Raw genomic sequence first — 13,755 nt, 5'->3', positions numbered from 1 at the left:
TGTCAGAACATTCTCGTGTAAAATATAGTACAGAAATATAACAAGGGGGGAAGCTACTAAGCGTCCACATGTCAATGAATATGAAAGATATTGAATTTCAGTCTGCTAGCTACAATCAGTGGAAGGAAGAAGCGGTAAAAGCTTTAAAAGGAAAACCGTTTGAATCCCTATTCACAAAAACGATTGAAAACATTACGCTTGAGCCACTATATACACAAGAAACATTATTGGAGAAGCTGGGGGATCAATTAGAAAAGCAAGTATCAACGATTCGCTCGCTAACTGAGTCAGCAAGTTTTACTGTTGCACAGCAAATTAATGGGGCAGATGCTGCAAGCTTTTTTGCAAACCTAGAAGAAAGCTTATTACGTGGCAACGAAATGATTACTATCTACAGCCCTGTTGCTTTTGACTGGTCAGAAGAAAATTTAAGCAAACTCGCTACTTATTTTTCTGAAAATTCATTTAAAGTTACAGTGAAATCTTCTGAAGATGACGTGTTACGTGTATTTGATTATATAGATAAATCAAAACGTGCAGCTGTAAAAGGATTCATTGTTGCACCAGAAGCCATTTTGCTGGCTGATTATCCAAACGTCCGTACATATGCGGCCGACACAGTTCCGTTCCACAATGATGGCGCAAATGCAGTTCAAGAGCTTGCTATTGCATTAGTACAAGCTGCTGAACTGGCTAAAGATACGGATGATTTCAAAACGTTTGAAAATAAATTTTTCGTGCAATTTGCTGTCGATACACAATTCTTTGCAGAAGTCGCAAAAATCCGTGCATTCAAAGTGTTATGGAAAGCGTTTACTTCAGCATTTGGTCATGAAGCAAGTGCAGTAACGGTAGTAGCTGAAACATCTGTACGTAGCTTCTCAAAGTATGATGTATACGTAAACTTATTACGCGCAGGAAACGAAGCATTCTCAGCGGCAATCGGTGGTGCCGATGTAATTACAGTGCATCCACATGACGCATTAACAGCACTGACTGGCCAATCTGTCCGTATTGCACGCAACGTATCCCTTGTTACAAAAGAAGAGTCTCACGTAACAAACGTAATCGACCCAGCTGGTGGTTCGTACTTTATCGAATCATTGACAGCGGATTATGTAAAAGAAGCATGGGCACTGTTTTTGGAAATCGAAAAAGCAGGCGGATTACACGCTTACGGCATTGATGCAAAAATTGAAGAAGTTTATAACACAAGAATTGCGCAAGTGGAAACACGTAAGCATTCTTTAATTGGTACAAATATTTATGCAAATCCTGTAGATGAAATCCCTACAGCTGAAAACGCTCAATTTGCTGATGTGAAGCGTATTGCACTTCCATTTGAAAATTTGCGTGCTAATTTTGCTCAATCAGGATTAAAGCCAGCTATTTTAACATTTGGTGAGCTGAAAAACTATAAACCACGTGCTGATTTCGTACAAGGCTTCTTTGCAACAGCAGGAATTGTGGCACATCAAACTGCCGGGTTCCAAACAATTGAAGATGCTGTGCAGTGGTTAGAAAGCGCGGAATATGATTATGTGGTTGTTGCAGCTACTGATGATGATACAAAGGCCATTTTACCGACACTGCTACAAAGTAAAAAAGCAAATGTCGTACTGGATGTTGCTGGTAAATTCAAAGATGATGAAGCAGCATGGACTGCAAATGGCTTAAACGGCTTTATTTTTGCGGGTCAAAATATTGTTCAAAAACTAAATGATGTCGTGACGCGTGTGAAGGAGGTACAACAATGAGTAAAGCAAATTTCGAATCCGTTGTAATTGAAGATGTGCTAAAGGCGGAGCAACTTACTTCTACAGGCTCATATTTAACAAATGAAGGCATCGAAGTAAATTCGGTATACAATCAAGCAGATAATCAACAAGCTAAACATTTAAATGATGTGGCAGGTATCGCACCTAATACGCGTGGACCATACCCTACAATGTATGTTGCTCGTCCATGGACAGTTCGTCAATATGCAGGCTTCTCGACAGCAGAGGAATCAAATGCGTTTTACCGTCGTAACCTTGCGATGGGACAAAAAGGTTTATCTGTAGCATTCGACTTAGCAACACACCGCGGCTATGACTCAGATCACCCTCGTGTAACAGGGGATGTCGGAAAAGCCGGAGTGGCAATCGATTCTGTTGAAGATGCGAAAATTTTGTTTGACGGAATTCCGTTGGATCAAATGTCGGTATCAATGACAATGAATGGTGCTGTACTACCTGTATTGGCTTTCTATATTGTGGCTGCAGAAGAGCAGGGCGTTTCACCAGACAAATTGGCAGGAACGATTCAAAACGACATTTTAAAAGAGTATATGGTGCGTAATACGTATATTTACCCACCAGCTATGTCGATGAAAATTATTGCCGATATTTTCGAATATACAGCTAAATACATGCCAAAATTCAACTCGATTTCAATTTCAGGCTACCATATTCAAGAAGCTGGTGCGACGAATGATATCGAGCTTGCTTATACATTGGCTGACGGTTTGGAATATGTACGTACAGGATTAAAAGCAGGGATTGATATCGATGCATTTGCACCACGATTATCATTCTTCTGGGCTATCGGTATGAATTACTACATGGAAATCGCAAAAATGCGTGCAGCACGTCGTATTTGGGCACAAATGATGTCTACATTTAACCCGAAAAATTCAAAGTCTCTTGCACTACGTACACACTCGCAAACATCAGGCTGGAGTTTAACGGAGCAAGACCCATTCAATAACGTAACGCGTACATTAATCGAAGCGAATGCAGCAGCGATGGGGCATACTCAATCACTTCACACGAATGCACTCGATGAAGCAATCGCCTTACCAACAGACTTCTCGGCTCGTATTGCACGTAATACACAGTTATTCCTGCAAGAAGAAACGGGTATGACGAAAGTAATCGATCCATGGGGCGGTTCGTATTATGTTGAAAAACTAACAGAAGAACTGACAGAAAAAGCATGGGAATTAATCGAGGAAATTGAAGGGCTAGGCGGTATGGCAAAAGCGATCGAAACAGGTCTGCCAAAAATGAAAGTTGAAGAAGCTGCGGCAAAACGCCAGGCAAAAATCGACTCAAAAGCAGAAACGATTGTTGGGGTTAACAAATATCGTCTTGCTGAAGAAGATCCGATTGATATTTTAGATATCGACAATGCAATCGTTCGTGAAGCACAAATTGCCCGACTTGAAAAAATGAAGGCAACACGTGATGAAGCGGAAGTGCAAAAACATTTAGCCCGTCTTACAAAAGCAGCTGAGGACGGCTCTGAAAACTTATTGGCGATTGCTGTAGATGCAGCTCGCGCACGTGCATCATTAGGTGAAATTTCTGATGCGATTGAAGCGGTATCAGGTCGTCATAAAGCGATTATCCGTTCAATTTCAGGGGTATATTCAGCAAACTTCTCAGATGATGAAATGATTGCTGAAGTAAAACAAATGACAGAAGATTTCCTAGAAGCAGAAGGCCGTCGCCCACGTATTTTAGTGGCGAAAATGGGACAAGACGGACATGACCGCGGTGCGAAAGTTGTTGCAACGGGCTATGCCGACTTAGGCTTTGACGTAGATATTTCTCCATTATTTATGACACCAGAAGAAACGGCTCAAATGGCAAACGAAAACGATGTTCACTGTGTTGGTGTTTCTTCACTTGCAGCAGGACATAAAACATTAGTGCCTGAATTAATCGCGGAACTGAAAAAACTAGGTCGCGAAGATATTATCGTTATTTGCGGCGGGGTTATTCCAGCTCAAGACTACGATTTCCTATATGAAGCGGGTGCTGTAGCCATTTTCGGTCCAGGTTCAGTAATTCCGGTTTCAGCAATGCGTATCATAGAAGAAATTTATAAAAAGCTAGGCTATGAGGAAGTGGCGGAATAATGAAGCCACATCAAGACAAAAGTGCTTTATTTGTCATGGATGGCGTGAAGGGTGGTCATGATGGTATGAGCTATTCAAACCCAAAGAAATTCAGGAAAAAAAAGCAGGAAGCGCTTGATATTCAACAGTTAGCAGGGGAAGTTCGAGCTGGTGACCGTACATCGCTTGCAAAGGCAATTACGCTTATTGAAAGCTCGAACAATACCCATAAAGAAGACGCACAAAAGCTATTACAAGAGCTTTTGCCACATACAGGCAATGCAATTCGGATAGGTATAACAGGTGTTCCGGGGGCAGGCAAAAGCTCATTTATTGAAGCGTTTGGCACAATGCTCTGTAAAATGGGGAAGCGTGTAGCCGTGTTGGCGATAGATCCTAGCTCGTCACTTTCAGGTGGCAGTATTTTAGGAGATAAAACACGGATGGAAGAACTAGTGCGCCAAGAAAACGCATTTGTTCGTCCATCACCTAGTGCCGGAACATTAGGCGGTGTTCATAAAAAATCTCGTGAGACTATGCTCTTATGTGAAGCGGCCGGCTATGACGTGATTTTAATCGAAACAGTCGGTGTCGGACAAAGTGAAACGTATGTACGCGGCATGGTCGATTTCTTCCTGCTGCTCGTATTAACGGGTGCAGGCGATGAGCTGCAAGGTATGAAAAAGGGCATCATGGAGCTTGCAGACGGTATTATCGTCCATAAAGCGGATGGTGACAATGTTCGCCCGGCACGTCGGACAATGCAGGAATACAAACAAATACTTCACTTCCTGCAGCCATCTACACCAGGCTGGTTAAGTACAGCTTTAACTGTTTCTTCAATGGAGAAAAAAGGCCTGGATAATGTTTGGGCGATGTTGATGGAATTTGAGCAGACCGTGAAAGAGTCCAACTATTGGAATCTTCGCCGTCATAAACAAACACGTGATTGGTTCCATTCGATGATTACCGACCATTTAATCGATTCGTTTTATAAAAATTCAGATCGTAAAAAGCAAGTACGTTCACTTGAGGATGAAATTTTGCATGGACGTTTAACCGTTACACAAGGGGTCAATACATTATTTGGTGAAGAAGATAATAATAAATGAATCAACAGTCTTTGCACATCTTTCGTAACCTTGCTATAGTAAAAAGGAATATTGAAAGGGGCTAAAAAGCTTATGAACATGGATTATGATTTATTTATGCAACAAATTACAACGACTGCACGTGCAGAAATGGAAGCAGCAGGCTATGAACAACTGCGCACTCCGGAAGAAGTAGAAGCAGCGTTTGCTCGTAAAGGGACTACACTTGTAATGGTGAATTCTGTATGTGGCTGTGCAGGCGGTATTGCACGTCCAGCAGCAACACATGCTGTACATTATGATAAACGTCCGGATTATTTAGTAACAGTATTTGCTGGTCAAGATAAAGAAGCGACAGCAGCTGCGCGTTACTATTTCGGTGAAGATCACATTCCATCATCACCATCATTTATCTTATTAAAAGATGGTCAAGTTGTTGGAGAAGTGGGTCGTTTTGAAATCGAAGGTCATGATCCAATGAGTGTAGTAACAAACCTACAAGGACACTTCGAAGAGAACTGCGAAGAAATCTAAGCAATTATTTTAAGTGGACGGGTGTCATAATGTGCACCCGTCACACTTACTATAAAAAGGGGGTACTACCGATATGAAAAAATTTTCAATCGGCTATCGTACACTGAAAACAGCGCTTGGAGCTTCTATCGCGATAGCAATTGCCCAGTATTTTGATTTACAGTTTTTTACGGCGGCCGGAATTTTAACGATTTTATGTATTCAGCCAACTAAACGAAAGTCTCTCCATGCAGTTTATACGAGAGGCGTTTCCACATTAGTAGGTATGACTTATGCATTCATATTTTTCGAAATATTCGGTTATTCACCGATAGTTTTGGGGATTGTTTTACTTCTATTCATACCTACGATCGTATCATTGCGGGTTGTGGAAGGCTTTATCTCGAGTTCTGTCATTATGATGCATATTTTTTTAACTGCTGATTTTACAACCGATTTACTATTAAATGAATTGGGATTAATGGCAATCGGCTTTGGCGTCGGGGTAGTTATTAATATGTACATGCCTGATATACAGCACGGCCTGTTTTACAATCGTGAAAAGATTGAATCATTATTAAAGAAAATACTGGCGGAAATTGCCGTGTATTTACGAAATGGTGATACGTTATGGGATGGTAAAGAAATTATTGAAGCCGCAAAGGTGATTGATGCAGGGAAAGCACTGGCATTCAAAGATGTAGAAAACCATTTAACACGTAAAGAGAATAGATATTATGTGTATTTTGATATGCGTGAAAAGCAGCTCGAAATTATTGAACGTGTGTTGCCTAAAATTACTACACTGCCAGTTATGACAGAGCAGGCGCCACTAGTTGCAGCATTTATTGAGGACCTCAGTGAACATGTTCACTCGGGAAATACCGCAAGTCATTTTTTGGAGAAGTTGGATAAAGTGAAGGAAGAGTTTGCAAAAATGCCGCTGCCTAATGACCATGAGACGTTTATTGCGATGGCATCGTTGTATCAGTTTATTGAGGAAATGGATGCTTATCTTGTTATAAAGCAATCATTTAAAGGTTTGAAATAAAAAAATGGATGTACGAAACATCCATTACATGATTGCTGCTACGCCCATTGCCACAGTTGAAATTAACATAATTACAACCATTGAATAAACAACGATCTTTTGGAATTTTTTGTTGCTCATTGTTTTCGCTCCTTCATAATGAACTAATTTTAGTTTAACAAATCTGAAGGAATTCTCAAGTACTAATGAATTACCTCATAGAAATTTTATTATAAGGGAGTCAAACATCGTGGAAAAAGTCGATCATATTGGTATTGCTGTACGCAATATTGAAGAACGTATTACATATTACACAGAAACGCTAGGTTTAAAGCTTTTAAAAATGGAAGAAGTAGAATCTCAGCAAGTGAAAGTAGCGTTCATTGATGCAGGAAATGTGAAAATTGAGCTTCTCGAACCGATGAGTGAGAAGAGTGCGATTCACGGCTTTTTGGAAAAGCGTGGAGAAGGCATTCACCATGTTGCTTTTGGTGTAATGGGGATCCGCGAGCGCATGGCAGAATTACGTGAAAAAGGTGTAAGACTGCTGTCGGACGAGCCAGGCCCAGGTGCTGGTGGCGCAGAAGTGGCGTTTTTACATCCTAAAGACTCATTTGGTGTACTTTATGAATTATGTGATAAAAGCGGAAAAGGGGATAAATAACGATGACAATTACGATGGATATGTTTGATAAAATTAATGAGCTATATGACCGCAAAGAAGCAATCCAGCTTGGCGGCGGAGATGCACGTATTGAGAAGCAGCATGAAAAAGGTAAAATGACTGCCCGCGAGCGAATCGAAATGTTATTGGATGAAGGGTCTTTCGTAGAGATTAACCCATTCATTACACACCGTACTGTTGACTTTGGTATGGGGAAATTAGAGGGACCTGGTGATGGTGTTGTTACAGGTTTCGGTAAAATTAATGGTCGTAACGTTTATTTATTCGCGCAAGATTTTACTGTATTTGGCGGAGCACTAGGTGAAATGCATGCGAAAAAAATCGCTGCAGTTATGGATTTAGCTGCTAAAAACGGTACACCATTTATCGGCATTAATGATTCAGGCGGTGCACGTATTCAAGAAGGTGTTCTTTCTTTAGATGGATATGGCCACATTTTCTACCGTAACTCAATTTATTCAGGTGTAATTCCGCAAATCTCGGTAATTATGGGACCATGTGCTGGCGGTGCTGTTTATTCACCAGCAATTACGGACTTCATCTTAATGGTTGATAAAACGTCTCAAATGTTTATTACAGGTCCAAAAGTAATTGAAACAGTTACAGGTGAGAAAATTTCTGCTGAAGGCTTAGGTGGCTCGAAAGTGCATAACGCAGTTTCAGGTAACGCCCACTTCCGCGCTGAAAATGAAGAAGCAGCCATTGCACAAATTCAGCAATTACTATCTTACTTACCGCAAAACAATAAGGAAAAAACACCAAAGCAGCCAGCTCCAGAAGGTGATAACTTCCGTTCAGAGCTTGTTGATGTCGTACCTATTGACCAAACGAAATCTTATGATGTTCGTAAAGTAGTAGAGCAAGTTGTAGATGAAGGTTCATTCATGGAAGTGCAAAAAGAATTTGCGAAAAACATCGTAGTTGGTTTTGCACGAATTGCGGGTGAATCAGTAGGTTTAGTTTGTAACCAGCCGAAGTTCTTAGCAGGTGGACTTGATATCGATTCATCTGATAAATTAGCTCGTTTCGTTCGTACATGTGATGCATTTAATGTTCCAGTTATTACATTCGAAGACGTATCTGGTTTCTTCCCAGGTGTTAAGCAAGAGCACGGCGGAATTATCCGACATGGCGCGAAAATTCTTTATGCATACTCAGAAGCAACTGTACCGAAAATTACAGTAATTTTACGTAAAGCATACGGCGGTGCATATGTAGCATTAAACTCTAAAGCAATTGGCGCGGATTTAGTGTTCGCATGGCCAAATGCTGAAATCGCGGTAATGGGTGCGGCTGGTGCAGCGAATATCATTCACGCAGGTGAAATCGCGAAATCTGCAGATCCAGACGCTACACGTGCAGCGAAGATCGAGGAATATAAAGAAAAATTCGCTAACCCATATGTTGCGGCATCTCGCGGTATGGTAGACGATGTAATCGATCCTCGTGAAACGCGTATTAAGCTAATCCAGGCATTGGATATGCTTTCAACAAAGCAAGAAGACCGTCCGTACAAAAAACACGGCAACATTCCACTATAATTATGACTGCTTAAAACAGTCTAGCACCAGCTCTTTGTTTCATTGAGGGCTGGTGTTTTTGTTTAGAGTGGGTGTGATAACCGAGCAAGGATTCCGACCAGCAAATAAGCGGAGATTTTCCGGCTATTTTAAAGATGGCACTGATTTTGGCTTAAATAAGGGGAAGTTTTCCGTTTATTTAGTGAAAATTTCCCGATATTTATGTTTTACGTAACAATAAGCGGAATTCCTCCCTCTAATTGAGCGATAAAGTATATAATTTTCCAAATAAGCGGAAATTCTCCGTCTATTAGATTCATCACCATAAGTTTGGGATGACAAAATTGAAAAAATTAGATTTTCTAATGAATTGCGTTCTGCTGCGCTACGGGGAAAACGCGTCGAGCAAGTGTTATTGAAGCTCGCGTCCGTTGTACTCCGTTCCGAGCGGCGTGGCTCCAAAGCTTTTGTCAAAAAGCTTTGCGACGAAAGCGGCAGCGACAGGAGCAACTATTTTCCGCGCACGCTTAATCGCCAAGGAGTCCAGTATTTTGGGCGGTTCACCCTTCGCTCCACGTCACTCTGCTTTAGCGCTGTCTTGCCGCAGCCCACCAATCAAGTGGAATTTTATTAGAAAAGCAACCCCATGTTATGGTGATGAGCCGTCTATTTTCCAAGTATCTATGATTACCATTTTGAAGAAGGGGGTTAATTTATGAGAAAAACAATCATCCGTAAATGGACAAGTGATTGGAATAAATTATATGAAGAAGAAGCGCGGCGGCTAAAGGATATTTTCCAGGAGGAGTTAATCCAAATTTATCATATTGGAAGTACAGCTATTCCGACTATAGGCTATGCAAAACCGATTATCGATATTGTGATTGGACTATCAAATATAGAACAGGCTTCACTTTATGATGAGACAATGTGCAAGCTTGGCTATAAAGTTCGTGGAGAAAACGGTATTAATGGCCGTCATTATTATACAAAAGGTGACAAAAATCGAAGCCATCATGTGCATATTTATCGTGCTGGGCATGAAAATATTAATAAGCATTTACAATTTAAATATTATTTAATGAATCATCCCGAGCAAGCACGGAAATATGGACAATTGAAAATAGAACTTGCAACTAAATTTCCAGATGATACGTCCAGTTACCAACAAGTTAAAGAAAGTTTCATGAGTGCGTTAATGGAAAAAGCATTACATTGGCCGATTATTAAAAAGTCGTACGGATACATAACGAGACAGGTGAATGGGAAAACTCAAATTCTAGTATTTCAGCATCCGGTAAAGGAAGCAGGTATTCAAATTCCTAAAGGAACCGTAAAGCATGGGGAGATGCCTGTAGATGCAGTGAAGCGTGAAATGGAAGAGGAAACGGGGTTAAGCAATTTCCCCGCCATTCATTATCTCATTGACGATTTCTGGGAAAATGATGATGGTGTGATTCATCACCGATACTTTTATAGGATAAATATAGATAAGACTCAAGATGAATGGAACTATAAGCCAACTGGTGGTGGAGCAGAAGATGGCAAGGTATTCCGTTTTTTCTGGGTTACACCGGATGATGGAAAACAGCTCATTCGTGGTCATGCGGATTATTTTCGTTTAATATCTTTAAATTAAGCACATCAAGGGGTGATGGATTGAAATTAAAAGAGGTTATCAATTTTTTATTGTATACGGCGATGATCGGCTTTATCGGCTACTTTTGCCATCTTTTATCAGAACTGTTTATGGGCATGCTTTTATTCATTGCAGCAGATGCACCGCCGGGAGATATATCGAATAGTGGACGTCTGTTTTATATTGCCTTCTATACATTGGGTACTTTACTTGTGCAATTTGTTTATAGTGTTATTCACTGGTCCATTGCATCGTTACTAAAAATACCTTTCCCGAAACGACTAGTTATTATTTTGAATATAGTTGTCGGTATTTTGATAGCTGGTTCATTAATATATAATTTTGTTATAAATAACGGCAGTTTTTTGTAAGGCTAGTCCACAACGTTCGGGATATTCACTGGAACTCTTTGTTTTAACGGTTCTTTTTCGTAAGGATGTTCGTGCTCAGCAAATAGAAAAATGGCCCCTTGCTCGATTCCGTGACCATAATGCGCGATTTCCTCTTTTGTAAGCTGTAAAATCCGCAAGCTCACTTCATATACATTTTGACCTGTAATTAAGCTAATTATCTGATCCATCCAGCTGCCGGCAGCGTGTATGTTAATTTCGGTATACATTTTTAAAGAATGAAGGGGACGGATATCTTTAGCAAATAGATGGATTTCATGCTCAGAAAAGCCATGTGCACGAATAATATTGAGCTTTGCCAATGCTTCGTCAACTGAATATACTAACCCGATTTCACGTCGATACTCCATCATTGTCACCTCTTTTTTTCATTGTAATGGATTTTTTTATGAAGTGGTAGTAATAACAAAACGAAATCATACTATTAAAAATATAAAATGCAGAAAATTCGAAACTTATACCACTTTCAATCCGTAGATCATAAAAAGGGAGGTTTTTTGATGGGGAACTATTCCATTCGTGATTTTGTGAATAAAACACAGCAGGACCAGCTGGAAAATGATTTTTTTGAACTGGAAACAGAGCGCGTGCTAGAGGTGAATTTGAACGGGGAAGTATGGTCAAAAATGGGCGCAATGATTGCGTATGTGGGCTCCATTAAGTTTGAGCGTGAGCGGATGCTTGAGCATGGTATGTCAAAAATGTTTAAAAAGGCGCTGACTGGTGAGGGTACACAGCTGATGAAGGCAAAAGGTAAGGGGCGCCTCTATTTAGCGGACCAAGGGAAAAAGGTGACAATCTTTGATTTACAAAATGAAAGTTTATGTGTCAACGGCAACGACTTGCTAGCTTTTGAACCTACTATTCAATGGGATATTCATTTAATGCGTAAAATGGCTGGGATGATGGCAGGCGGATTATTTAATGTGACATTAAAAGGTAAAGGGAAAGTAGCGATTACTACCCATTTTGAACCATTAACATTGATCGTAAAGCCTGGTGAGACGGTTTATACCGATCCGAACGCCACAGTAGCTTGGTCTGGTAACTTAAAGCCGGAATTTGTAACAGATATCACGTTTCGTACGCTAATTGGCAGAGGGAGCAGTGAATCAATTCAAATGGCGTTTTCAGGAGAAGGTTTTGTAATTATTCAGCCGTTTGAGGAAGTGTATTTGTCGTCAGAAAGTTAACAAAGTAAAATTTACAGCGATGTTCGAAGGAGTAGACCTATGTTTTTAAAAACGATTAAATTAAAAAAAGATCAAATACCTGACTATAGTGAGTATCCTTTTTCCATTCCATTTATACGTCATATGAATGAGCTGGATGTCGATGTTCCGGTTACTTTTTTTGTCGGCGAAAATGGTGCGGGGAAATCGACATTACTCGAAGCGATTGCAGATCAAATCGGCTTCAATCCAGCAGGGGGTAGTACACAAAATTATAAGGCGTATGAGGTGCATGAAGCTGAATCTGCGCTTGGAGAATTTGTGAAACTTTCATGGTGGCCAAAAGTAACAAACGGCTTTTTCCTGCGTGCCGAAACATTTTATCAGTTTGCTTCCCACTTAGATGAAACCGATATGAACGGTTACAAAGCATATGGGGGGAAATCGCTCCATCATCAATCTCACGGGGAATCGTTCTTTTCTCTTTTTCAGCATCGTTTTACAGAACAGGCCATTTATTTACTGGATGAACCGGAATCCGCGTTGTCTCCGGCCAGACAGTTGGCTTTTTTAACATTATTAAATGACTTAGTAAAAGCGGGAAATGTACAGTTTATTATTGCGACACATTCTCCGATTTTACTAGGGTTTCCGAATGCAGTTATATACCAATTTGACGAACATGGCATTGAACAGGTCGAATATGAACAAACGGAGCATTATCAAATTACATCCTACTTTTTGAAGCACCGGGAGAAAATGTTGAAAGAGCTTTTTGAAGAGGATGAGGAATAGAAGGCACGTTTATATTATAGGAGGCGGTAAGTATGGAATGGCAGCAATTGCACCAACTTTCGGAAGAATATCAATTACAGTTACTTGAAGCGGATAAGCTGCATAAAAAAAACGAAAATGTGGAAAAACTTCTCTCCCATGCGAAACGGGAAATAGATCGACATCAGCTGGATCTGCAAAACGCACGCCAACAATTAAATAAGCTAGAGAACTTTTCTTTTATCAACTTATTCCGTGGTTGGTCAGGGAAAAAGGATCAGTTGATGGAGCAAAATCTTGACCGTGTTGCAGTCATAGAATTAAAGCTTACAGAAGCTCAATTAACATATGAAGATTTGCAGGATGATCGCGTTGACTTAATTCATAAACTAAATGCAATCAATGAATCCTATGTGGGACAGCAGTTAAATCAAATTAATGATCAAAAACAGCAGTGGCTACAGAAACATGCCGCTCATATCGCGGCGGAGCTTACGGCAATTATTGACCAGGAACTTTTATGCAGACAGTTAATCAAAGAAATTAAAGAAGCAATCGAGGCAGGGAAGCATGCGTTAACGAAGCTGACAGATGCCGGTTATGCGTTAAATGATGCTAAATCCTATTCAACATGGGATACGTTTTTAGGCGGAGGATTTATGGCTACGATGATGAAGCACGATAAATTGAAAGAATCCAATAATTATTTACATGGTGCGCAAATTGCTTTACAACGTTTCCAAAATGAACTCCTGGATGTGAAGGAAATACGACAGGATGCCCTCCTTATTGATACGGACGGTTTTGTCATGTTTACGGATTACTTCTTCGATAATATTTTCACCGATTGGTCGATCCATTCAAAAATTACGACATCTATGAACCAAATTTCACGCGTACAGGATGATGTCGCAAATACAATTAGTGAGTTGGAGCAAAAGCTGGATATCGCATCACGAAAAGAAGCAGCGCTCATAAAACAGAAAGAAGCAATACTGAATGCCGATGATCTTTCATTGTTTTTTCAAAAATAGAGGC

Annotated in this window: 14 protein-coding genes; 12 read left to right on the top strand and 2 right to left on the bottom strand. The window is 40.3% G+C overall.

All coding sequences use genetic code 11. The features are described from left to right. Positions 1 to 74: 74 nt before the first annotated feature. From MKY13_RS11410 to MKY13_RS11390, 5 genes are all read left to right on the top strand, one after another. A complete protein-coding gene (locus MKY13_RS11410; protein WP_339212777.1) occupies positions 75 to 1,757 on the top strand; it encodes a methylmalonyl-CoA mutase family protein in 1,683 nt (560 codons plus the stop codon). Continuing rightward, a complete protein-coding gene (gene scpA, locus MKY13_RS11405) occupies positions 1,754 to 3,904 on the top strand; it encodes a methylmalonyl-CoA mutase (RefSeq protein ID WP_191699954.1) in 2,151 nt (716 codons plus the stop codon). Before MKY13_RS11410 ends, scpA begins: the two co-directional genes overlap by 4 nt. Then, the gene (gene meaB / locus MKY13_RS11400; RefSeq protein ID WP_191699953.1) at positions 3,904 to 4,995 is read left to right on the top strand and encodes a methylmalonyl Co-A mutase-associated GTPase MeaB; all 1,092 of its coding nucleotides are present in this window, start codon (positions 3,904 to 3,906) and stop codon (positions 4,993 to 4,995) included. Before scpA ends, meaB begins: the two co-directional genes overlap by 1 nt. A 72-nt stretch (positions 4,996 to 5,067) precedes the next feature. Beyond that, positions 5,068 to 5,508: a BrxA/BrxB family bacilliredoxin gene (locus MKY13_RS11395; protein WP_191699952.1), complete on the top strand. Its 441-nt coding sequence runs from the start codon at positions 5,068 to 5,070 to the stop codon at positions 5,506 to 5,508. Between the two features lie 73 nt (positions 5,509 to 5,581). Further along, on the top strand, positions 5,582 to 6,538 hold the full coding sequence (locus tag MKY13_RS11390; RefSeq protein ID WP_191699951.1) for an aromatic acid exporter family protein: 957 nt from the start codon (positions 5,582 to 5,584) through the stop codon (positions 6,536 to 6,538). 24 nt (positions 6,539 to 6,562) lie between these two features. Here MKY13_RS11390 and prli42 read toward each other — a convergent pair whose 3' ends face one another. Continuing rightward, a complete protein-coding gene (prli42, locus tag MKY13_RS11385; RefSeq protein ID WP_008404197.1) occupies positions 6,563 to 6,658 on the bottom strand; it encodes a stressosome-associated protein Prli42 in 96 nt (31 codons plus the stop codon). 109 nt (positions 6,659 to 6,767) lie between these two features. On the opposite strand from prli42, the gene mce reads away from it, so the two are divergent. From mce to MKY13_RS11365, 4 genes are all read left to right on the top strand, one after another. Continuing rightward, positions 6,768 to 7,181, top strand: coding sequence for a methylmalonyl-CoA epimerase (gene mce / locus MKY13_RS11380; RefSeq protein WP_191699950.1), 414 nt, complete (start codon positions 6,768 to 6,770; stop codon positions 7,179 to 7,181). A gap of 14 nt (positions 7,182 to 7,195) precedes the next feature. Further along, positions 7,196 to 8,743, top strand: a complete 1,548-nt coding sequence (locus tag MKY13_RS11375) for an acyl-CoA carboxylase subunit beta (RefSeq protein ID WP_191700443.1) — start codon at positions 7,196 to 7,198, stop codon at positions 8,741 to 8,743. Between the two features lie 694 nt (positions 8,744 to 9,437). Next, positions 9,438 to 10,361: a GrpB family protein gene (locus tag MKY13_RS11370; protein WP_225231234.1), complete on the top strand. Its 924-nt coding sequence runs from the start codon at positions 9,438 to 9,440 to the stop codon at positions 10,359 to 10,361. A 20-nt stretch (positions 10,362 to 10,381) separates the two neighbouring features. Continuing rightward, complete coding sequence (locus tag MKY13_RS11365) at positions 10,382 to 10,732, top strand: hypothetical protein (protein WP_191699949.1); 351 nt, start codon at positions 10,382 to 10,384, stop codon at positions 10,730 to 10,732. Between the two features lie 2 nt (positions 10,733 to 10,734). Here the strand turns inward: MKY13_RS11365 and MKY13_RS11360 are convergent, their stop codons facing one another. After that, on the bottom strand, positions 10,735 to 11,124 hold the full coding sequence (locus MKY13_RS11360; protein ID WP_225231233.1) for a general stress protein: 390 nt from the start codon (positions 11,122 to 11,124) through the stop codon (positions 10,735 to 10,737). A gap of 147 nt (positions 11,125 to 11,271) precedes the next feature. Here MKY13_RS11360 and MKY13_RS11355 point away from each other — a divergent pair, with 147 nt between their 5' ends. From MKY13_RS11355 to MKY13_RS11345, 3 genes are read left to right on the top strand one after another with little or no spacing between them, the layout of a single operon-like run. Continuing rightward, the gene (locus MKY13_RS11355) at positions 11,272 to 11,964 is read left to right on the top strand and encodes an AIM24 family protein (protein ID WP_191699948.1); all 693 of its coding nucleotides are present in this window, start codon (positions 11,272 to 11,274) and stop codon (positions 11,962 to 11,964) included. Between the two features lie 39 nt (positions 11,965 to 12,003). Next, a complete protein-coding gene (locus MKY13_RS11350) occupies positions 12,004 to 12,738 on the top strand; it encodes an AAA family ATPase (protein WP_191699947.1) in 735 nt (244 codons plus the stop codon). A gap of 32 nt (positions 12,739 to 12,770) precedes the next feature. Continuing rightward, positions 12,771 to 13,751: a hypothetical protein gene (locus MKY13_RS11345; RefSeq protein WP_191699946.1), complete on the top strand. Its 981-nt coding sequence runs from the start codon at positions 12,771 to 12,773 to the stop codon at positions 13,749 to 13,751. The last annotated feature ends 4 nt before the right edge of the window (positions 13,752 to 13,755 follow it).

The sequence above is a fragment of the Solibacillus sp. FSL W8-0372 genome (assembly GCF_037969735.1).
GTDB lineage: Bacteria > Bacillota > Bacilli > Bacillales_A > Planococcaceae > Solibacillus > Solibacillus faecavium.
This window is presented reverse-complemented; position numbering and strand designations above follow the sequence as displayed.

Excerpts from the sequence above, each read along its gene's own strand:
- prli42 (WP_008404197.1), bottom strand. The coding sequence starts at position 6,658 with ATGAGCAACAAAAAATTCCAAAAGATCGTTGTTTATTCAATGGTTGTA.
- meaB (WP_191699953.1), top strand. The coding sequence starts at position 3,904 with ATGAAGCCACATCAAGACAAAAGTGCTTTATTTGTCATGGATGGCGTG.
- MKY13_RS11375 (WP_191700443.1), top strand. The coding sequence starts at position 7,196 with ATGGATATGTTTGATAAAATTAATGAGCTATATGACCGCAAAGAAGCA.
- MKY13_RS11390 (WP_191699951.1), top strand. The coding sequence starts at position 5,582 with ATGAAAAAATTTTCAATCGGCTATCGTACACTGAAAACAGCGCTTGGA.
- MKY13_RS11370 (WP_225231234.1), top strand. The coding sequence starts at position 9,438 with ATGAGAAAAACAATCATCCGTAAATGGACAAGTGATTGGAATAAATTA.
- MKY13_RS11350 (WP_191699947.1), top strand. The coding sequence starts at position 12,004 with ATGTTTTTAAAAACGATTAAATTAAAAAAAGATCAAATACCTGACTAT.
- MKY13_RS11395 (WP_191699952.1), top strand. The coding sequence starts at position 5,068 with ATGAACATGGATTATGATTTATTTATGCAACAAATTACAACGACTGCA.
- MKY13_RS11410 (WP_339212777.1), top strand. The coding sequence starts at position 75 with ATGAATATGAAAGATATTGAATTTCAGTCTGCTAGCTACAATCAGTGG.
- MKY13_RS11360 (WP_225231233.1), bottom strand. The coding sequence starts at position 11,124 with ATGATGGAGTATCGACGTGAAATCGGGTTAGTATATTCAGTTGACGAA.
- MKY13_RS11355 (WP_191699948.1), top strand. The coding sequence starts at position 11,272 with ATGGGGAACTATTCCATTCGTGATTTTGTGAATAAAACACAGCAGGAC.
- MKY13_RS11345 (WP_191699946.1), top strand. The coding sequence starts at position 12,771 with ATGGAATGGCAGCAATTGCACCAACTTTCGGAAGAATATCAATTACAG.
- scpA (WP_191699954.1), top strand. The coding sequence starts at position 1,754 with ATGAGTAAAGCAAATTTCGAATCCGTTGTAATTGAAGATGTGCTAAAG.